Raw genomic sequence first — 20,837 nt, 5'->3', positions numbered from 1 at the left:
TTAAGTGTGTTAACATAAAGTGAGGATTATGATTAGATTGATTAAAAATTATTGAAATGTGTTGATGGCTATCAGGGGGCAGAGACAATGAAATGGCGATCCGTGAGTTTAGTTGTGGTGACGTTTTTAGTGATAGCAGTAATGACAGCGCTACCATTAACGGCTAATTTAGTATTGGCAAGTGATCAGAGTGGTTCAGTCACTAATCAAGTTAAGACGGATACCGCAACGACTAAAGTTTTACAAGGGTCTAACGCCATGGAAACAGCTAATGCGGCAGTAAATGAGTCCGACACCACGACTGCTAAGTCAGTTGGCACCTCAACTAGTACCACGAGTGGTCATAAAGCAGCTGCTACGGACTTAAGCAAACAGTCATTAGCTAAATCTGCTTCGACTAGTTCTACCGACATACCGACTGATGGTAGTGTCCTATATTCAGGTGTTGCCGGGAACACAGATGGTGCCGCCGGAATTGATTGGTATGTCAATGATCAAGGTGAGTTGCATTTGGAAGGTGGGACCTTTGGCTCAGTGGTTGATAGGACAACACCTTGGAAAAAATATGAGTCTGAAATTTTAAAAGTAGTTATTGATGGCAAAATTACGACAGTCGCTAATGCCAATCTCAACTATTTTTTCGGAAATTTAGAAGAAGCAGTTACTTTTACGAATCTTGATAATTTGGATTTATCACAGGCTAGTGATACATCAAATATGTTTTATCTTTGCAAAAAGGTGACTAATCTGGATATTGCTGGTTGGAATACGCAGCATGTTGCGAATATGTCAGGCATGTTTTATGGTTGTTCACTTTTAACTGGCTTGGACTTGAATAATTGGAATACCAGCCAAGTGACATCAATGGAAAATATGTTTAGTTCTTGTGAGGCCCTGACGACCATCGGTGTGACAAATTGGGATACTAGTGGTCTAACTAGTACAGCATATATCTTTTCCGGCTGTTCAAGCTTGATCAGTCTCAATGTTGGAAATTGGGATACTAGTAATGTGACCGTGATGGAAGGCACATTTGATGGTTGCTATCAGTTGACGATAACAGGCTTGGAGAATTGGGATACTAGTAAGGTAACTAGTACTGAGAATATGTTTCTTGGAAACCGAAAATTAACAAAGATTGAGTTGCCATTATCGAATCTTAGCCATGTGAAAACGATGACAGGTATGTATGCAAGTTGTATTAGCTTGACCCGTGTGGATGATCCCAATCTAGACTTTAGTAGTGTCCAATTTTTAACAGATATGTTTGGTGGATGCACTAGTTTAACCAGTATCACCGCAACCAATTGGCGTGTTGGTAGTTTGACTAACGCTAGTTCCTTTCTAATGGGTTGTACGGCATTAACTAGTTATGATATCAGCAATTGGAACGTTTCAAATCCTATTAATGCGAGCGCCTTTTTTAGTGGTTGCTCAAGCTTAAAAACGATCATCATTAAGAACTGGAAATTTTCAAATGCTAGTGCGTTGGCTTTTCGTTGTTATAACTTAACTTCAGTGGATCTTGGAACGGATGATTTTTCGAATGTAACTGACTTAGCCAGTATGTTTAATCAATGTTCTAGCCTAGCACAGGTGGATGTCAGTCAATGGGATGTTAGTCATGTGAAAAATATGAGCAGTATGTTTGCTGATTCTGGCGTAACCGGTATTGATTTTTCAAAATGGAATACGCCTAGTTTAACGAATATTAATAGGATGTTTTCGTATGATCGGGCAATGACAACACTGGATGTTAGCAAGTTTAATGTTGAAAATGTAACCAATATGTCAGCAGCCTTTATGGCAATGACTAATCTGAAATCACTTGATTTGAGTGGTTGGAACACACAATCAGTCACTGTTGGAGACGGAGCCTTTCTTCAAGACCCAAACTTACAACAGTTAATATTAGGAAAAGATTTCCGCTTTTTCCAAAATAACGGGACTAATTCTGGACTAATGGCACCGGAACTGAGTCAACCCCTGCCTTATTTTGGTAAATGGTGGTATGAAAATGGGGAAAAGCGAGAAACGTATACGCCGGCGGAAATGATGGCTAACTATGATGGTGAGACCATGCCAGCGGGTAGCTATCATTGGGCAAAAGAAGGGACTGTGATCGTTCATTATGTCGATAGCGCTGGGGTGGTACTCAAAAATCCAGTGACCACACATGGTTGGATTGGTGATTCGTATACAACTTCAGCACCAACAATTGAGGGTTATGAACTGAGTAGTGAGGTTCCAGCGAATGCCAACGCGACTTATACTGAAAAGACTATTGATGTGACCTATCACTATAATGGCCTGATGTACTTTACCAATGTGCCCACAGCCATATCATTTGATAGCCACAAGATTGCGCCTGGAACAACGACTTTAGAAAGGCCCACGCTAACTGGTGGAGATTTAGTTGCACAGGTCAATCGTCCGGTTGGGTCGGATTTTAGTTTGTCTGCTCAATTACTTGCGCCTGGTTTCGTTGGAGATAAGTATCATGATAATCTGAATGCTAAATTATATTATCAAAACGGTACTGTATCAACGCAAAATAAGCCGATTGAAATCGGGCAAAATGGTAGCGTACCAATAATGAATAAACATGTGTATTATAATGATATGCGGTCATTTGTGTTTTCGAACAATTGGTCAACGTCAGATTATACGTTGGAACTCCAAACCTCGGCAGGTTCGACCATGGCTGAGAGTTACCATGGGACGATTCAATGGTCGCTTGGTGATCTTGTTAAGAATAATTAATAATTCTGAAAAAATGGCAAGTCTGATGTTCGTCTCAGACTTGCCATTCTTGATGCCCAAAAATCATGTTTTAGTGCTGCTAAAGATGTGCTAGCCTGTTTAAAATAGGATGCAGCGCCGGAGCTTGATCTTTAGTCGAACCCTGCAACATAGTGAGTTCAAATACTTGAACAAATGGTTAAACATGTTAATATAAAATAACAATTATTAGTCAGTTAGTTAATTGTTATTTCTAACTAGTCATGGAAAAAGGGGGGCAGTAACCATGAGACGACGATCAGTCATGCGCATTATGTTGGCGGTTTTAACAATTTTGATAATGACAGCGTTACCATTGACGGCCAATTTAGTTTTAGCGAGCACCCAAACTTCTAGCTCGTCAACAACGGTTAAAACGGATGCGGCAATTGATCAGGTTTTACAGGGAACTAGTAGCATGGTCACTGCTAATGCTGCCCCCGCTGACACGGCAACTAGCGCTGCCAGTTCTAGCAGTTCGGCGACTACTGACCAAGTTAGTGGGTCCGCTGACAAGCAAGTTGATCAGCAGACTACGGCGAGTGAAACTGCTTTAACTAAGGCCACGGTGGAGACGCCTATTCCGGAAACCTTCGGCACTGTGACGTGGTATCTTAATGATGCTGGCGAGTTACATTTAAGTGGTGGTAGCTTTGAGGACAGTCTGAAACCTTACCAAGAAAATGTGACGTCCACACTGCATGGGAACTCACCTTGGGTTAGTTTGAGTGATTCGATTACGAAAGTCGTGATTGATGGTGAGATTACACCTTTAGCGGGTACGGAATATAGCTATTTATTTGCCAATCTAACTTCCTTAGTCTCGGTTGAAGGCTTAGGTAAGCTCAAATTAACTGGTATCACCAGTATTGCGGCGATGTTTAATCGATGCAGGCGATTAACACAAGCAGACACAAGCAGTTGGGATACGTCAACGGTGACAACTATGAATTATGCTTTTAATGATTGCGAGTCACTATCGACGTTAGCTGTCGGTAATTGGAATCTTGAAAATATCATTAGCTTATCCTATGTCTTTAACGGCTGCACCGTAATCAATGGTTTAGATGTCTCTAAATGGCGAATGCCAAAGGCAATCACCATAGAGAATCTCTTTGCGGGTTGTGAGAACTTAACTGCTGTGGATGTGTCAAATTGGGAGACCGGTACGGTGAGACAGATGAGTCAAACTTTTTCGGGATGTAGATTGTTAAAAACAATTGATGTCTCAAACTGGGATGTTAGCAGTGCCGTCGATATGTCTGGCATTTTCCAAAATTGCGTGGCCTTGGAGACTTTACCGATTGATCATTGGGATGTTAGCAAAGTCACAGGGCTACAGCGGGCCTTCACAAACATGGGTGTTCCCGATCTGAAACTGAACTTTGCTGACTGGCATACAGACAGTTTGACCGATATTACAGAAGTCTTTGGATGGTCTAAAATTAAAACTTTAGACTTACAAAGTTGGAATGTCAGTAAGGTGCAACTATTCAAGGGTGCATTTAAATACTGTGAAACAACTACTTTGAAGATTAGTGACTGGGATACGAGTCACGCAACGAGTTTTGATAGCCTATTTTTTTATTCTAAGATACCGGAACTGGCGATTAATCATTGGGATACCAGTCAAGTGACAGACTTGACAAAGACTTTCTCGAACACGAAATTCACGTCTCTGGATATTTCAGATTGGGATACACGTGCAGCGACTGATTCGAATGGAATGTTTGGTGCTTCTAATAACTTAAAACACTTAAAAATTGGGCCAAACTTCAGATTTCATGGGATAACTGCGGGGCTGACTGCGGCTAGTTCGGTAGCCCCTTATTTTCGTGAGTGGTGTTATGAAGATGGTTCTGATGGGCAGTCTTATACCGCGTCAACGCTGATGACTAATTATGATGAGGGAACGATGCCTGCGGGGGACTATTATTGGGCTAAGAAAGGAACCGTGATCGTAAAGTATGTGGACAGTGATGGCAATCAGATTGCTGAACCGGATACCTTGTATGGTAAATTAGGTGACACTTATGAAACTCAAGCCAAAACCATTGAAGGCTACGGGAACATTGCCGAACAACCTGAAAATGCGACTGGCACCTATGCGGCTGGTGTGATTAATGTTGAGTATCGTTATACAGGATTGGTGTCGTTTGCGACGGCTTCACCAACGATGAGTTTTAAATCAGTGCCAATTAGTGCGGGGACCATGACGATTCCTTTAAGTTCGGTTGGAACGGGGATCAGTGTTCGGGATACTCGTCGCACTGGGTCCGAATGGACGGTTACGGCCCAATTGCTTGGTGCTGGGTTTGTTAGCGAAAGCAGTGGCGCTAATTTAGCGGCTAAACTGTATTATCAATCGCCGGATACTGGGGACCAGACTGAAATTGGACAAGCAAGCCCAGTATCGATTATGACGCAGACAAGTAATAGTCGGAATCCGGTGGTCATTACTGATCATTGGACCTCTGGCACGGGTGGTCTTAACCTACAAGTTGCTGGTAATACGACTAGAGCGGAAAAGTATGTTGGACAGATTGAATGGGGCGTAGTTGAGGGTGTCCCCAATAACTAAGTTGATTTTGGAAACAACTCATGTGGGTGGGGTGATTAAATGGTGAACTACTGACACAGCGACTAGTGATTTTAGGTGCAATGATTGAGCTAATCGCTGGCTTAAATAAATTAGACCAATTTTGATTAAGTGGCGTTAAACGGCTAAATGTAAATACTTTTAGCTGGTAAAGATAAATTTGCCAATTTAAATATTGGTTTAAGAATAGTCTTTTATAATTATTTTGAATTATTTGGTAAAAATGATTGAACGTATAGTTAAATGTGTTAATATAAAGACGTGGTTATGAATGTATCATGTTTATTAGTTCAATTAACAAAAGCAAACTAGTTCTGCCTGATTTATTATCACGGAATGACAGCGCTTTCTGCGTGAGGCTCAACGATGCGATAAGTAATTTGGATTTTGTGTAGTCATAAAATTACTTGTCTTGTCATAAAAACTGCGGGAATCAGTTGAATGTTAAAGGCACTTAAGAATGAGTCCCCTGGATCTTGTGAGCCGTGTCGCTATCAGTCGATTGTAAGTCGGACATTAGTTTTTGAAGGTTAATTGGCAGGCAGTATTTAAGACGTGTTCTAGATAAAAAGAAGAGGGGCATTCATCATGAAAAAGGTACTATTAGGATTGTTACTTTCTGCAACGTTGTTAGGTGGGACTGCGGTTACAGCGAATGCGGCGGACACTGCGGACACGACGACCAGTAACTCAACTGGTGATGTCACGTTTACTGGTGGTGACCTGACCCTGGATGCAAGTGAAGCTGGTCTGGATTTTGGAACTCATCAAATTACGGCTGGTTCGGATACTTTTGCCAATACTGCAAAAACGACGGTCTCTGTTGCTGACTTGCGTGGGACCGGTGATGGCTGGAACTTAACGGTTGTTCAGGGAGGACAATTTAGAAATGCGGATGGTAAGGCTTTGACAGGAGCAGTTATCACATTGAGTGGGTCTTTAACAAGTGATTCAACTAACCGGCCAACATTTCCAAACAGTGACCCTGGTGTTGATCTGAATGCCGACGCCGGGGATAATCATGCCTTGATGACTGCCGCTGGAGATCAAGGATTGGGTACATCTAGTATGAATTATGTAGCGTCAAAATTGACTATACCAGCTTCGGCAGCTAGATATGTTGGTTCAGCCTACACGACAACGTTAACTTGGAACTTAGGCAATACACCAACAAATAAGTAAGACAGATTAATAATCGGGGAATGGGCGTTAACGCATGACTTAGTTTGATGATGACTATTTTCCACGAAAATTGGAGTGATGGGAATTGTCAAAAAAATTTAAATGGTTAATTATGGTTGCCTTAACTAGCTTAATGGCAATCTTAGGTAGTGTTTCTTCCGCCCAAGCAAGCAGTGTTGGTTTTACAGTGGCGCCGGTAGCGTCATCAAAGCAAGTTGATTCGAAAGTGGGCTATTTTGACTTGAAATTGCAGCCGGGTGCGACGGAAACGATTGCGGTCAAGGTCAAGAATACTGACAAAGAAGCACTGACTATTGATACCTCCGTTTCAAAAGCGACGACCAGTATCAGTGGTGCGGTCAATTATCAGAAAGTCGCGATGAACAAAAGCGAAGATTTACCCGCTGACTTGGGAAACCTAGTGACCACTTCAACGAACCGGATTCAACTTGCCGGTGGACAAACTAAAACCGTCACTTATCAGGTCAAAATGCCGGCCAAAAGTTTTAATGGCGTATTAGCTGGTGGAATCACATTTGTTAAGCCGGTTGCCAAAAGTAAGTCTGGTAGCGGGATGACAATCAACAATCAATATGCTTATACGATTGCGGTCGTGTTGCATGGGGATCATGATTTAACCACCAATCGATTGACTTTAGGCAAAATTAAAGCAAACTTGGTTAATGCGAGAAATGTGATCAGTATTCCATTGGAAAATCACACGGCAGCGTTTTTGAATCAGGTCGCTACGTCGGTCAAGATCTATCACCGTGGTGGCAGCAAAGTTGTTTACCAGCAAAAAACAGCTCATGGTCAAATGGCGCCTAATTCAATTTATAAGTTACCATTAAAGTTGGGAGACAAAGCACTAACTGCTGGCAAATATAGTGCTGTTGTCAAAGTCACATCCAAAAAACAGCATTGGACATTTAAACAAGATTTTACGATTACTGGAAATACAGCTAAAAAGTTAAATCAAAAGGCAGTCATTACGCAGAAACAAACGCCATGGCTATTGATCATTAGTCTGATCGTATTGATTTTGATTATTATCTTATTACTCATCTGGTACATTCGTCGGAAGCAAAAACGAATCAAGGATTTAGAGCAGCAACTTAAGGATCAAGAAAAATAGGATGACTTCAAAGAATGGGTTTTAAACTCATTCTTTTTATTTACGACTAAAAATAGGGTGTAACGCCGATGAAAATCAGACTTTCTAACCAACTGGTATGACACTATAAAACCTTTTATAACAGCGTTTATAGCAAATTAATTTTGACTGGTTCAAATTATTTTCATTTCCGTGAGCAAAAAACGGCTTATCCCCAAAATTTGAACTATAATGTATTTGTACCTAATAAAAGAAAGGAAGTTGTTTTTTATGGCTGCAGATGTTGAAAAGACTAGTATTTTAGACGAATCAATGAGTGATGTATTTGATTGGAGTGACGCCAAGTTACCTGTACGAGATGCAATTTGGAATCATTTCATGGATGATGATAACCATGATACGGATAAGACGTCTGACGAAGTAGCACCTTACATGAACATGGACGAAGGCAAGTTAAAGGAAGCCGTCGAAAAGCTCTTGAAGGCTTAAAACAACTTAATTTTCTTTAATTAAATTATTTACACGCTACCAGTTGTGCAGCGTGTTTTTTTGTGCAAAAAATTTCAATTAAATGATAATTTTATACTTATTTAGAGTTAAGATAAGTCATGTAGATTTTAGTGATGGTTTAATTGTCTCAAGGCGCTGAATCGTCCGTCCTTAATGCGATAAATTCAGTTTTGATGATTTGATTGACCACAATGTAAGATTGAATAAGTGCTAATTATGAGTAGAATATTGAGGGTTAAGGGCTAATGTATAAATATATTGACTTAACCTGCCGCTCCGGATTAATAGAGGACGGACAGTGAGTAATGATTTAAAATAACCCTACGATACACGATTAAATTTCAGCTAATGGCTAACGAGGTGATCATTTGGTTCTTATTAATAATTTTTTCAGTGATATTTTAAATTTGGATTCGGTGGTCTTAACCTTATTGACCATTAGTTTGATTGTCATTATGACCGCCACGACATATTTATTGGAATATCGCGCGACCCGCATGCCATCACGTTACCATCGTTGGATTCATTTGATTGAAGGCGGCTTGGTCATCGGTAGTGTCGCGTTGCTGCGGGCAGAATTTGTTGCTCGTGATCCGGGTAATTTGGTGAGTTGGGGTTATATTATTGCGCAATTGACCATTTTATTACTGAGTTTATATACGATGCATAATTTAGCCATTACGGTGATTAATTTAATTGTGCCTTGGGCATTTTATGCTGAAACTATGATGTCCACTCATAGCGTGCCACAGTTGGCCTTATTTGTCGTAATGTGGCTGGGATTAGCGGCAACGATACGTTATATTAATCATCATCGGCAAGCTGTGATTGCGTCAGAGTGGCGCTATATCGTCTTGCAAACGCTATATGGACTGACGTGGTGTTTAATGATCTGGTCGGTCTATCGTTATCAATTCTTTTATATCGTCAATGTGTTAGTGCTATTTGTCGTTTATATGCTAGTTATTCGGTTCTTTGTCACGCGAATCAATCGCCTAGTGGCACATTTTATGTTACTTAATCAGGAAGTTAATTATGATGAATTGACCGGAGTACTCAATCGCGCCAAATTTGATGCGACGACGCTGGGGGTTGTCGGACTTCATCGGCAAAATCCAGCAGTACCAATGACGATGGCGATGTTTGATATTGATCATTTTAAAAAGTTCAATGATGACTATGGTCATTTGGCGGGCGACCATGTGCTGAAATACGTCGCCCAGCATTTTAACCAATCATTAAATGTTGCGAATAAAAAACGTCAATTGTTTCGCTATGGTGGCGAAGAATTCGTGATTATTTTCCGTGGTGAAAGTGCGACGGAAGTGCAACCAGTGGTCACGGTGATTCGAAACACCTTACAAAAAGCCCCGCTTAACTATGGTGGAAAAAGTTTAACGGTGACCGTTTCGATTGGGGTTTCGATGCTACAAAAGTCTGACACCAATTTTGAAGATTGGTTCAAACGTGTTGATCACTATCTATATTTGTCAAAAGAAGCCGGTCGCGATCGCATCACAGTTGAAGGTGTGACGCAGCCATTCGATGAAACGCTACACGACTAACCTTTAAGTCAAAAAATGATTGATAACCACTCAGTGTTTTGAGTCGTTATCAATCATTTTTTGACTTAAAAAGTAATCTAGTGCATTGATTAAAACTACTCATTAATTGTCCGTCTCCGTTAACCAGCACGTTTGCTGTGGGACAGACCTGCAGCCAGAGAACGGTCTGCAGGGCGCTTTCAAGCCGAAGCCCACGTCTTAAAAGTCGGCCCAGACACTAACCTGGGACAATTCGCCCAGCTAAGTGTCTCGACACGGCAAACGTGCTGGTCCACTCCGACGTTAAATTGCGATTTAACAATGAAACATTGATAAATTCAGTATCAACGAAAGAGCAATTGATATTAAGGATTACTGATTAGTGCAGGGCGGGCTGGATGATGCTCAGTGGTGAAGTTTTCCTTTGCTGGTGGACTTCCAGCTTAGGAAAAGCCCGGCTTGTGAGACCGCATTTTGGCTCACAAACGTGGCCACCACGTTCCAGCATCAGTCCAGACCAACCGGAACGGCAGATTAGGCAGATACTTATAAATATGATGACAGATCAGCAATTTGGCTTTAATGGTGGTAAATGTTTCGCTTGGACGTTATCGAAGATGATTTGGGTCAAAGCTTTGGGCGTTTCGGGCATGCCACGTTTGACCCAATAACGGATAATATCTTTGACCCCACCCCAGATGTAGACCATCTGATAAGGATCGGTGGTCGGGATGTCTTCAGGAGTAGTCATCCGCATCCGTGCCAATAGTTTTGTTTTACCTTCCACAAAAACTAAATTACTCAGTCGTGGCTGTTGGTAAAAGGCGGTTAAGATACTCTCAACGTTGGCCATGGGACTAGCTTGTTTATCAAAAGGATAAGAATTTAAAAATTCGAGCTCAATACTTTCCAGACACTGCGGAATATCAGTATAATGTCGATAAAAGGTTGTCCGATTCACGTCTGCACGCTGACAAACTTCAGTGACAGAAATCGCCGTAACGGGTTTGGTTTCGAGTAATTCTAAGACAGTATCTTCAATGGTTTGGCGGCTATATTTCGCCCGCCGATTATTTTTGGTTGCGACCATTTGATTTTGCTCCTTAACTGCAACATTTTTGGCGAATTTGTTGCATTCACAACAAATCACGTTAGATTGGTGATTGTCAGTCATGCTAAATTCGGTTATTCTTTGAGACACAGTGTTGCACTAATGCTAGTTTAACAGAAAAATGGGATCTTTAGGGAAGGGATTAATTTAAATGCTGGAACTCAAACACATTAAAAAATATTACCATGTCGGCGATTCGGTGACCAAAGCATTGGATGACGTTTCGGTGGCATTTCGTAAACGAGAATTCGTTGCGATTCTAGGACCAAGTGGTTCAGGGAAGACAACGATGCTGAATGGAATCGGTGGCTTAGACGTTTATGACTCTGGTGATTTGATCATCAAAGGCAAGTCGACTAAGGACTTTAAGGCTAGTGATTGGGACGCTTACCGGAACAATTCCGTCGGGTTTATTTTCCAAAGCTACAATATTATTGGTCATTTGAGTATTTTGGATAACGTTGAAATGGGGATGACCCTGAGTGGCGTTGGCAATACTGAAAAGAAAGCCAAAGCGATTCAAGCGTTGGAACGTGTGGGCCTTGGCCCGCATATGAACAAGAAGCCCAATCAGTTATCTGGTGGGCAGATGCAACGGGTCGCCATTGCGCGAGCGATTGCAAATGATCCGGAAATTCTGTTATGTGATGAACCAACTGGGGCGCTAGATACGGAGACCAGTGTCCAAATCATGGATCTGATCAAGGAATTGTCTGCCGAACGATTAGTCATCATGGTGACGCATAACCCCGATTTAGCGAAAGAATATGCCAACCGTATCATTGAATTCGCGGATGGGAAGATTCAACACGACTCCAATCCATATGATGAAGAGGCTGCGGATGAAACGTTTGCCTTACAAAAGACTAAGATGACGTATTGGACTGCCTTGAAACTCTCCTTTACTAATATTAAAACGAAAAAAGGTCGGACTGCGTTAACGGCTTTCGCCTCCAGTATTGGGATTATCGGGATTGCCGTTGTCTTGTCGTTGTCGACTGGTTTTCAAAAACAAGTCAATAAAACCCAGACGAACACCTTGGCTCAAATGCCGATTACGATCTCACAAACGGCGCAACAACAGCAGACGCAATCGGACAAGATTAAGACGGCCAAAGATTCTGATCAGTCGGTGACCGCGAAAGTTAGTCAAGCGGATAAAGCAACGCACACGAACAATTTGACGAGTCAGTACCTCACGTACATCAAGAATATGTCGCCAAGCTTGAGTAAGAACGTGACTTATACTTACTCAACCGGGATGAACTTATTGCGGCAAGTCGATGGCAAAACAAAATCTGTTTCGTTTTCGAATCAAAACACTAAGAGTTCCACTGCGATGTCAATGTCAGCGGCGATGAGCAGCATGTCCGGCGTTGCAACGTCTGTTTACCCAACGAGTCAAAGCGGCGATGCCAGTTTCTTGAAAAAGCATTACAAAGTGGTTTCTGGGCAATATCCTACGAAGGCGAATGAAGTTGTTTTGATTGCAAACCGTGATAATACGGTGAATATCAATGCATTGAAGAACTTGGGATATTCAGCTAAAGCAGGCGAGAATTTCAAATTTAGCCAAATCGTGGGTACCACAATAAAAGTGGTCGCCAATAATGATTACTATCAGAAATTACCAACTGGCAATTATTTGCCGAATAAGATCACTAATGCGTTATACGACAAGGCCGACAATCAAACGATCAAGGTCGTCGGTGTGATGCGGGCCCGGACGAAAGACTCCGACAACGTGTTAGCTTCTGGGATTGCTTACAGTGATAAATTGACGCAAAATATTATTAAAACGAATCAGACTTCTAGTATCGTTAAGGCTCAAAAAACGAGCGATACTAATGTGATGACTGGAACGAAAGTCGATAGCGATGCACGCAAGACTTTGGTCAGCACACTTGGTGGTTCTACCACACCAGCTAGCATCTTGATTTACCCGAATAGTTTCAAGAACAAGGATAAAGTTTTGAGTTACTTGGACAAATATAATAAGGGTAAAGCTAAAGCGGATAAAGTGATTTATACGGACTTAGCCGGAACGGTTTCGAGTTTGACCGGTGGCTTGATGGATGCCATTACTTACGTCTTGATTGCCTTTGCGGGTATCTCGTTAGTGACAAGTATGATCATGATCGCGATTATTACCTACACGTCAGTCTTAGAACGAACCAAGGAAATTGGGATTTTGAAAGCGTTAGGGGCACGTAAAAAAGATATTACACGTGTCTTCGATGCTGAAACCACCATTCTTGGGGTAGCTTCTGGTGTCTTAGGGGTGGTTATTGCCTGGTTATTGACATTCCCAATCAATGCGGTCTTAAGCAACGTGACCGGCTTGAACAATGTTGCTCACTTGAATCCAATGCATGGTGTTATTTTGATCATTATTAGTACGGTATTAACGGTACTCGGTGGTCATATTCCAGCACGGATGGCGGCTAAGAAGGATGCGGCAACCGCGTTACGTTCGGAATAATCAATTGAATTTTTAACTGAAACGTGTCTGCAGAATCAGAAGTGATTCTACAGACACGTTTTTTGTGTTGGGTAGCATTGTAGCTATTACATTTCTAAGTATCTGCCTAGCTTGATACTGGAATGTGACACAGTAATAGTAAAGTAAGCGGTTGCTGATAGCTTAGCGTTAAACGAGAAAAGTTAAAAGCATGAGTCTCGTCCCTTTGTACTGTGTTAGGCCCTTGAAAAGCAGACAGTCTATTTGGTAAAGCCTTCCGTAATAACAATAGTTACATGAAGGCTTTCCAAATTCACATAATAAGAAACTGATAATTGTTGATTAACACGAAAGTTATTAGCTAATAGGGTTAAATAATCTGAAATATTTTGAATCATATTATTATTAAACTGATTTTTAATCCTATGACTCATTTTTACCTATAATAGTTAACCAGTCTTATTTTAGGGTGATTATTATTTTAGTTTCTATTGGTAACCATAACTTATATTCAAATTATGGCTTGTACCGATTTGATTTCTGATTGAATCAACAGCATGTTAATGATAATACATGACGAAAAATGATTAATTTGAGAAAACGACGCAATACTGACATGATAGCATTCAAAAGACTTACTCAGTCAGTTTAAACGACTTAATTGCCTCCTGCTCACACCAAATAATCCCCGAAATGGTCGGCTAAATTCTAAAGTAGACCAATTTGTGATTTATTTTTGAAATAAATTTGTCCGGCCAAATGGTTGACATGCTTGACTTTAGACAATATAGGCGATTTATAACGAACAAAAGGTATTGATATTAAGAGTTAAAGTGGTAAATTATAAATATGGTTAATACACAAAGGGGATGCACATTTATGAAAAAAGTTATTGGAAGTTTATTAATGTCCGGGGCGTTATTGGGAACAGTTGTTGCACCATTAGTTGCAAATGCGGATGATACAACCGCAGCTACTGAAAACCGCGCGGGCTCGACTGAAGTTACGACAACATTTACACCAAGTACAAAAACGGTGACACCTGTTGATCCTGATAATCCTAACAAGCCAATTGATCCTGGTGATAACAACGGGGCTCATGCTGGGGGCGGTTTATCTTTGATTTATGCGCCAACGTCATTTGATTTTGGGAGTCATGAAATTGATGTCTTAAACGACAAAACTTATAACTTGGATACAACTAGTGCCAATACGAAGTTATTGCAGAGCAATGCTGTTCTTGAAGTTTCTGATGTTCGTGGGACGAATGCCGGTTGGACTTTGACAGCAACAGCTGGAACTTTAACTAATGTGACGGATGGCACGACGACCCCTAAGACTTTAGGGACTGACACGATCAAAGGTGCTCAGATTTCTTTACCTGGTGGGAAGGTATCAAATAGTGGGGTCACTGGGACTTCAAATGGCGCCACACCAACAAACAGTATCACGACTTTGAATCTTGATTCAAAAGGTAGCACGCAACAACTATTAGGAGCCAAGAATGGTTCCGGTGCTGGGGTCACAGTGGATAAACTTGATCCAGCAAATATTACCTTAAGCATTCCTGCCAACACGGCCAAGGCTGAAACTTACAGCACTAACATTACTTGGGCTTTGAGTGATACGCCAGCTAGTTAATTCGTTAATTTAATTATTAAAGGTGGACATTGTGAGAACGGTGCACACCTTTTTCATACATATGTAGTTAGGTCATAAGGGGGAGTCATGAGATGCGAACAGTGAAACAATTATGGTATGGCTTAGGACTGGTAGTGGCACTATTGTTGAGTTTGCAATGGGGCCAAGTTGCTCAAGCAGCTACGAGTACTAATAAAAGCAACAATATTGGTTTTAGTGTTGCCGCCAAAATTCCTGATAATCAGTTAAATAAGAAAAATTCTTTTTTCGATTTGAAAATGACCAAGGGACAAAGCGAGACCTTGCAGACGACCGTTTACAATGTAACCAATCAAGATATCAAAGTACGTACGGCGATTCATACTGCTTATACAAATGAAAATGGTCTGATTGAATACGTGACACCGACGAAGACGTTTGACCAGTCATTAAATTATAAGATGAGTGATCTGACAACGATTCAAGGTGCCAAGACAATCACCATTCCGGCGAATAGTTCTAAGGTCGTTTCAGCTAAAGTCCAAATGCCTAACCGCAATTTCAATGGTGTGATTTTAGGCGGTTGGTATTTTAAGCGGGTCGACCAAAAAGTAACCAGTGACGTTAAAGGAACGATGAATGTCAAAAATCAGTATTCCTATGTCATTGGTCTGAAATATACCGTGGGTCAAGTCCCAACACCTAAGTTGAAATTGGCTAAAGTGACAGTCGGGATGAGTAACTATCATCGTGGTATTTTCCCTTACTTGCGGAATACTTCTGTGGTGATTGTGCCGAACTTGAAGATGGCGACCACGATTACGAGTAAGAACAGTGGCAAGGTGGTTAAGACCGCTAAAAAGTCTAACGTTCAACTAGCGCCAAATTCCGTTTATCGTTACCCCATGTTGACTGGGAAAACCAAGTTGCAGGCGGGCAAGTATCATTTGAAGATGGTCGTTAAAAATAGTGACCATAAGTGGGTCTTTGAAAAGGACTTTACGATTACGGCTCAAGCGGCTAAAAGGGTTAATGAAAAGTCTGTTGATAATTCTGGCATCAATGTGATTTGGTTTATTGTTTTCGGGGCCCTCGGCATGTTGATCTTGGTCTTATTAGGACTTTGGTTATTCTTCTTTATCAAAAAACGGCGTCAAAATAACTAAGTGACCGCTAATGGGGAGGCGTTCAAATTGAAAAAGATAATTTTAATCATCGGGTTAGGGTTAATCGGTATTTTTGGTTTAATGCGACCCGTTCAAGCGGCCGCAAACGGTCAAACGACCGGACAAGTGAGCTTTTATCAAGGGGCCACGACCCGGATCAATCGTCAAAGCTTAGTGATTGACAGACAGATTCCAAATGGTGAAACCGCGACCCCAGCAATGATTGCAACCACTCATTCTGAGGGGGCTGGAACTGAGCAGGTGGCTCGAATTCCAGGCTGGTTGAAGACCACTAATTCACAACTGCAGTTGCCACAGACTGATGAAGTCAAAACCACTTATTGGCTGATCTTGGGGATCATGCTCCTGCTAGTGGTTGGTTTAGTAAAATTGATTCAACAAACGCAACGTGGGGAGGCGGCTAGTCATGTGGGACGGTAAGAAATGGGGTAAGTTGTTAGGATTAACACTGTTTACACTGGTATTGTTGAGTCTGGTGATGCCAGTGAACAGTGATGCTGCTAGCACTATGACCGATGTAACCACTGGAACTGGCTCAACTTTCTCAAAAACTTCTGGGAATATTGTTTTCGGTAATTCCGGTTATGGACTTGGGTTATATCCAAACCTTACTGCCGTAACGGCGAATAATACTAAGAATAACCGTATTACAACAGCTACTACGCAAATAAAAATTACCTTTTCAGATACGATTACTGCAAAAAAAGGAAATATTAGTAAATTGTATTATGATGTGATGACGGCTGATGGCAGATCGGTGCAGCCCAAGACGCCAACTAGTTACGTTGTTAACGGAACTAATTCTAAGGATTTAGGTTCTTCAGGGACGTCTCAAACATTAACTGTAGATCTATCCAATTTAAGAAATGTTTTTCCATTATATGTTGGATTTCGATATATTTCGGCGGATGGCGAAGTTGCGTATAGGTTTGGGCAGTTTTATGGTGATAATGCCATAAGTGCTAGTCTGAAACCGACGATTACTGGTGATTTAAATGCGTCAGACACTGTTATTAAAGGGACTGGTACGAATGTTGGTGATATCATTTCTAGTGATGTTAATGGTGTGACGACAACTGTGAGTCAAGATGGAACCTACACCTTAGATCTTGGTCAAACCTTATCGGGGCTAAGCAATGTTAAGGTCACTGAAAGCAACGAATTTGGTGACAGTGGTAGTGTTGATGGTGCAGTATCCTCTAAATCTCTGACACTCACTAGCGCGGCCACTACCGCTGATACTTATCCGGATGATCTAGCTTCATTTAATAGCGATAGTGATGTGATTAGTTGGCTCGTAAAAAAGGCCGGTATTAAGGCCACATATTCTGATAATAGTTCTGCGGATGGGGTCACATTTACGTCAGATACAACTGATTTAGCTACTAAGCTAAAAGCTTTAGCGGACGGCAAGACGCTCGCAGTACCGGTTTATGCGAAAGACAGTGATGGCTTGAAATCTGAGCCAATCACGGTGACGGTGACGAATCATGTGGGCGTTTTACAGTTTGGAACTATTTCTGACAAGATTGGTTTTGGCAGCTTAGAAGTGCCAACTAGCGAAACGTTATTCCAACCAGCGACTGCTTGGGACGTCAATGTTAGTGATACCCGGGCTAGTGGCGCGACTTGGCAAGTGTACGCAACCGCTACGCCATTAACATCAGCAACTCGAACCATGGCGGGCAATCTTGTTTACAAGGATGGCAGCAACCAAACCGTTTTAACGGACAACTCAACTCTGATTGCATCTGGGAGTAAGGTTGCAGGGACGACTAATACTGCAATTACAGGTGACTGGTCGAGTACCAAAGGGATTATGCTGGATGCTCAACCTAGTGTTTACGCCGATACTTATGCGGGTAAAGTTAACTGGACTTTACAAGATACGCCAACACAATGAGAATCAAAAAGGACGAACTCTAATGATGAGCTCGTCCTTTTTGATTCTAGCTGGCTAACGGTGTGTCAGGATGCAACAACTGTTTTTGTGCCGCAGTCAGATGAATGGTTTTAGCAAAGTGGAAATCCTCTGACGCTTCGGTATCGTTGCTGGCAAGATAGACAGTGACGACATTGCGAACTAAATCAAGTTGGTAAACGTAGCGCTTTTGATCTAGCTCAACGCAGAGGCTGGTTGGACTGAAAATTTGCCAATGTAATGGTTGGCTTGGCAATAGCTTAAGCTTTTGCAAATCAGACAACATTTCATTTGGGGTCATTCAGACCACTCCTTCCACCTTCATTGTAGCTGAATTTTAAAGTGGCGTTAAATTTTTAAGGGCGTTTTTGTTAAAATCGTTCAGAAAAACCGCTATTATTATAAGTAAAGTGGCTTAATGCTGCTTATCTCTGATGAAAGCAGGCACTAGGAAATGACTAAAATAACGACTTTACTTGGGATCAAGTATCCCGTGATCCAGGGGGCCATGCAAACGGTCGCAACGGCCAACTTAGCTGCGGCTGTTTCAAATGGTGGCGGTCTCGGCGTTATCGCAGCCGGGGGCTTGAGTGCGTCCGAACTACGTGCCCAGATTCGTCAAGCTAAGCAATTGACGTCCCACCCGTTTGCAGTCAATTTGATGTTAATGGCAACTAATACTTCTGAATTAGTTCAAGTGATCATTGCGGAACAAGTGCCTGTCGTGACAACGGGTGCTGGGACGCCGAAAGCTTATTTACCCACTTTGAAAGCCGCTGGGATTAAAGTGATACCCGTCGTTCCAAACGTCACTATTGCGAAAAAGATGGCCGCGCTTGGGGTGGATGCAGTGATTGCAGAAGGTATGGAAGGTGGCGGCCATATCGGGGAGTTGACGTCACAGGTCTTGTGGCCACAAATTGCGGATGCAATTGATATTCCCTTGATTGCGGCCGGCGGTATCGCGGATGGCCGAGGTGTCGTGAGCGCCTTGGCCTTAGGTGCAGCCGGGGTCCAATGTGGGACGATCTTTTCGATTGCCCAAGAAAGTCCGGTGGGTGACCGCTGGCGGCAAGCGGTTATTAAGGCAACGGATACGGCGACCGTGGTCGTTGGCCGGTCAATTCGAGATGCTAGCCGGGCGTTGAAGAATCAGCAAACTGAACAACTGCAAGCCCTTGAAACGCAGACTACTGATCGGATTGTTTTTAATCAAGCACTGAATCAGGGGCTGAAGTTAGCAGTGACCACTGATGATGTGACGAACGGCGTCATATTTAGTGGTCAAGTTGCGGGGCTAATCAATGAAGCATTACCGGCCGCGACGATTGTTCAACGACTAATGGCCGACGCCCAAACGGTGTTACAACAGTTGCCAACGAGTTTAGAAGCGCTTTGAGCAGGTAAAGTGACGACTTATTGCGTATAATCGACCATAACTAGAAGAAATTGATGAGGTGGTCACATGCAAAAAACGCGAATTATGATCTATGTTGAAGATGTGGATCGAGTCGTGAAATTTTGGCAGGATTATTTTGAGGCCAGAATTGAAACGATTTCGAGTCTACCCGATAATTTTAAATCAATTGTGCTGACAATCTCGCCGACAGTGGAACTAGCTTTTTTTCCGAAGGCCTTCATAGCGAAGTATTCGCCTGAAGTCTTGGGAAATACTCCATCATTACTGTTTTTTAGTGAGCAGTTTAAAGCGCTACACGCTAAGTTGCCGACAGTTGGTGACATTGTTGATCATGATGGCATGTTAACTTTCAATTTTGCTGACCCAGAAGGAAACTATTTTGCAGTGGCACAAGCCAAATAATGCTGAATCAAGTCTGGGACAAAACCCCAGACTCATTTTAGTATTCCTAATATTTATAGCCGAAACGTGGAACAAAAGGCTTTGATGCAACCGAGCTACGAAAGTCAAACGATTGAAAATGCCAATTATTCGACTTTCTAGGCTATGCTCGGTAGCAAAACGCCTTTTGTCCCACTCTCTTTTTTGTGTAAGACTTAAATTTGTAATGTGAAATTGAACACAAAATCGAGTATACTAGATTCAAGTAAACGGTTTCAGAAAGGGAGAATTCACATGACTCAAACAACTTTAGCAAAAAAGATGGTCAATAATGATTTTACGGACGTGATGTTCAAACGTCAGTCTGTTCGTAAATTCGATCCAGAAGTTAAGATTTCGCACGAAGAATTACAAGCAATGATTGAAGAAGCAACTAGCGCACCTTCAGCATGTAATTTGCAATCTTGGCATTTTGTGGTTGCTGATAGTGATGAAGGCAAGGCCAAGGCTAAGTCAGTCATGATGCCATTCAATTATCCACAAACAGCATCGTGTTCGGCGATAATTTTTGTCTTAGGCGATACTAAGTCATACGAATCCTATCGGGATGTTTGGAATCAGGCTTGTGAAGATGGTCGCATTACGCCAGAAAAGCGGGATGAGATTTTTAAGACTTTCCTGCCATTATATGAAAGTGCTAGCCAAGAATTTTTGATCGGCGATGCGACGATTGACAGTAGTATGGCAGCGATGCAATTAATGTTGGTTGCTCGTGGTCACGGTTATGACACGAATCCCATTGCAGGTTATGCGGCAGACAAAGTTGCGACAACCTTTGGCTTAGATCCTAAGCGGTTTGTGCCGGTTGTGGCTATCGCGATTGGGAAATCCGCAGAAAAACCGATCGAATCCACACGTTATGCCGCTAAAACGTTGACTGATTTTATTTAAGGTCACATCTGGTCAGTTTGAATGAGCCAACAATGAAATACTAATGACTTTTTTG

The 20,837-nt window shown here is 41.9% G+C and carries 16 protein-coding genes; 14 read left to right on the top strand and 2 right to left on the bottom strand.

Features of this window, described 5'->3' with window-relative positions:
- Positions 1–87: 87 nt before the first annotated feature.
- From RA086_RS11890 to RA086_RS11865, 6 genes are all read left to right on the top strand, one after another.
- Positions 88–2,763, top strand: a complete 2,676-nt coding sequence (locus RA086_RS11890) for a BspA family leucine-rich repeat surface protein (RefSeq protein WP_308704001.1) — start codon at positions 88–90, stop codon at positions 2,761–2,763.
- A 265-nt stretch (positions 2,764–3,028) separates the two neighbouring features.
- Positions 3,029–5,362, top strand: a complete 2,334-nt coding sequence (locus tag RA086_RS11885) for a BspA family leucine-rich repeat surface protein (RefSeq protein WP_308704000.1) — start codon at positions 3,029–3,031, stop codon at positions 5,360–5,362.
- A gap of 606 nt (positions 5,363–5,968) precedes the next feature.
- Positions 5,969–6,562: a WxL domain-containing protein gene (locus tag RA086_RS11880; RefSeq protein WP_308703999.1), complete on the top strand. Its 594-nt coding sequence runs from the start codon at positions 5,969–5,971 to the stop codon at positions 6,560–6,562.
- A 112-nt stretch (positions 6,563–6,674) separates the two neighbouring features.
- The gene (locus tag RA086_RS11875) at positions 6,675–7,697 is read left to right on the top strand and encodes a DUF916 and DUF3324 domain-containing protein (RefSeq protein ID WP_407659093.1); all 1,023 of its coding nucleotides are present in this window, start codon (positions 6,675–6,677) and stop codon (positions 7,695–7,697) included.
- 249 nt (positions 7,698–7,946) lie between these two features.
- A complete protein-coding gene (locus RA086_RS11870) occupies positions 7,947–8,165 on the top strand; it encodes a P8 family protein (protein WP_308703997.1) in 219 nt (72 codons plus the stop codon).
- 389 nt (positions 8,166–8,554) lie between these two features.
- Positions 8,555–9,751, top strand: a complete 1,197-nt coding sequence (locus RA086_RS11865) for a GGDEF domain-containing protein (RefSeq protein WP_308703996.1) — start codon at positions 8,555–8,557, stop codon at positions 9,749–9,751.
- Between the two features lie 544 nt (positions 9,752–10,295).
- On the opposite strand, the gene RA086_RS11860 is transcribed toward RA086_RS11865, so the two are convergent.
- Complete coding sequence (locus tag RA086_RS11860; RefSeq protein ID WP_308703995.1) at positions 10,296–10,820, bottom strand: TetR/AcrR family transcriptional regulator; 525 nt, start codon at positions 10,818–10,820, stop codon at positions 10,296–10,298.
- 172 nt (positions 10,821–10,992) lie between these two features.
- Between RA086_RS11860 and RA086_RS11855 the strand changes: the two genes are divergently transcribed.
- The 5 genes from RA086_RS11855 to RA086_RS11835 all read left to right on the top strand — a co-directional run bounded on the left by RA086_RS11855 (position 10,993) and on the right by RA086_RS11835 (position 18,012).
- The gene (locus tag RA086_RS11855) at positions 10,993–13,323 is read left to right on the top strand and encodes an ABC transporter ATP-binding protein/permease (protein ID WP_308703994.1); all 2,331 of its coding nucleotides are present in this window, start codon (positions 10,993–10,995) and stop codon (positions 13,321–13,323) included.
- 858 nt (positions 13,324–14,181) lie between these two features.
- The gene (locus tag RA086_RS11850; protein ID WP_308703993.1) at positions 14,182–14,943 is read left to right on the top strand and encodes a WxL domain-containing protein; all 762 of its coding nucleotides are present in this window, start codon (positions 14,182–14,184) and stop codon (positions 14,941–14,943) included.
- A gap of 92 nt (positions 14,944–15,035) precedes the next feature.
- Positions 15,036–16,088, top strand: coding sequence for a DUF916 and DUF3324 domain-containing protein (locus tag RA086_RS11845; RefSeq protein ID WP_308703992.1), 1,053 nt, complete (start codon positions 15,036–15,038; stop codon positions 16,086–16,088).
- 27 nt (positions 16,089–16,115) lie between these two features.
- A complete protein-coding gene (locus tag RA086_RS11840) occupies positions 16,116–16,529 on the top strand; it encodes an LPXTG cell wall anchor domain-containing protein (protein ID WP_308703991.1) in 414 nt (137 codons plus the stop codon).
- Positions 16,516–18,012, top strand: a complete 1,497-nt coding sequence (locus tag RA086_RS11835) for a cell surface protein (protein WP_308703990.1) — start codon at positions 16,516–16,518, stop codon at positions 18,010–18,012. Before RA086_RS11840 ends, RA086_RS11835 begins: the two co-directional genes overlap by 14 nt.
- A 46-nt stretch (positions 18,013–18,058) precedes the next feature.
- Here the strand turns inward: RA086_RS11835 and RA086_RS11830 are convergent, their stop codons facing one another.
- On the bottom strand, positions 18,059–18,331 hold the full coding sequence (locus tag RA086_RS11830; protein WP_308703989.1) for a hypothetical protein: 273 nt from the start codon (positions 18,329–18,331) through the stop codon (positions 18,059–18,061).
- A 153-nt stretch (positions 18,332–18,484) separates the two neighbouring features.
- Here RA086_RS11830 and RA086_RS11825 point away from each other — a divergent pair, with 153 nt between their 5' ends.
- From RA086_RS11825 to RA086_RS11815, 3 genes are all read left to right on the top strand, one after another.
- Positions 18,485–19,429: a nitronate monooxygenase gene (locus RA086_RS11825; RefSeq protein WP_308703988.1), complete on the top strand. Its 945-nt coding sequence runs from the start codon at positions 18,485–18,487 to the stop codon at positions 19,427–19,429.
- 66 nt (positions 19,430–19,495) lie between these two features.
- Positions 19,496–19,852, top strand: coding sequence for a VOC family protein (locus RA086_RS11820; RefSeq protein WP_308703987.1), 357 nt, complete (start codon positions 19,496–19,498; stop codon positions 19,850–19,852).
- Positions 19,853–20,125: 273 nt separating this feature from the next.
- On the top strand, positions 20,126–20,782 hold the full coding sequence (locus RA086_RS11815) for a nitroreductase family protein (protein WP_308703986.1): 657 nt from the start codon (positions 20,126–20,128) through the stop codon (positions 20,780–20,782).
- Positions 20,783–20,837 lie beyond the last annotated feature (55 nt).

This window comes from Lactiplantibacillus brownii (genome assembly GCF_031085375.1).
Lineage (GTDB): Bacteria > Bacillota > Bacilli > Lactobacillales > Lactobacillaceae > Lactiplantibacillus > Lactiplantibacillus brownii.
The sequence above is the reverse complement of the archived record's forward strand: the minus strand, read 5'-3'. Positions and strand labels throughout refer to the sequence as shown.

What these genes read in the sequence shown, in the direction of transcription:
- RA086_RS11890 (WP_308704001.1), top strand. Translation starts at nt 88, where the DNA reads ATGAAATGGCGATCCGTGAGTTTAGTTGTGGTGACGTTTTTAGTGATA.
- RA086_RS11885 (WP_308704000.1), top strand. Translation starts at nt 3,029, where the DNA reads ATGAGACGACGATCAGTCATGCGCATTATGTTGGCGGTTTTAACAATT.
- RA086_RS11880 (WP_308703999.1), top strand. Translation starts at nt 5,969, where the DNA reads ATGAAAAAGGTACTATTAGGATTGTTACTTTCTGCAACGTTGTTAGGT.
- RA086_RS11875 (WP_407659093.1), top strand. Translation starts at nt 6,675, where the DNA reads ATGGTTGCCTTAACTAGCTTAATGGCAATCTTAGGTAGTGTTTCTTCC.
- RA086_RS11870 (WP_308703997.1), top strand. Translation starts at nt 7,947, where the DNA reads ATGGCTGCAGATGTTGAAAAGACTAGTATTTTAGACGAATCAATGAGT.
- RA086_RS11860 (WP_308703995.1), bottom strand. Translation starts at nt 10,820, where the DNA reads ATGGTCGCAACCAAAAATAATCGGCGGGCGAAATATAGCCGCCAAACC.
- RA086_RS11855 (WP_308703994.1), top strand. Translation starts at nt 10,993, where the DNA reads ATGCTGGAACTCAAACACATTAAAAAATATTACCATGTCGGCGATTCG.
- RA086_RS11850 (WP_308703993.1), top strand. Translation starts at nt 14,182, where the DNA reads ATGAAAAAAGTTATTGGAAGTTTATTAATGTCCGGGGCGTTATTGGGA.
- RA086_RS11845 (WP_308703992.1), top strand. Translation starts at nt 15,036, where the DNA reads ATGCGAACAGTGAAACAATTATGGTATGGCTTAGGACTGGTAGTGGCA.
- RA086_RS11835 (WP_308703990.1), top strand. Translation starts at nt 16,516, where the DNA reads ATGTGGGACGGTAAGAAATGGGGTAAGTTGTTAGGATTAACACTGTTT.
- RA086_RS11830 (WP_308703989.1), bottom strand. Translation starts at nt 18,331, where the DNA reads ATGACCCCAAATGAAATGTTGTCTGATTTGCAAAAGCTTAAGCTATTG.
- RA086_RS11825 (WP_308703988.1), top strand. Translation starts at nt 18,485, where the DNA reads ATGACTAAAATAACGACTTTACTTGGGATCAAGTATCCCGTGATCCAG.
- RA086_RS11820 (WP_308703987.1), top strand. Translation starts at nt 19,496, where the DNA reads ATGCAAAAAACGCGAATTATGATCTATGTTGAAGATGTGGATCGAGTC.
- RA086_RS11815 (WP_308703986.1), top strand. Translation starts at nt 20,126, where the DNA reads ATGACTCAAACAACTTTAGCAAAAAAGATGGTCAATAATGATTTTACG.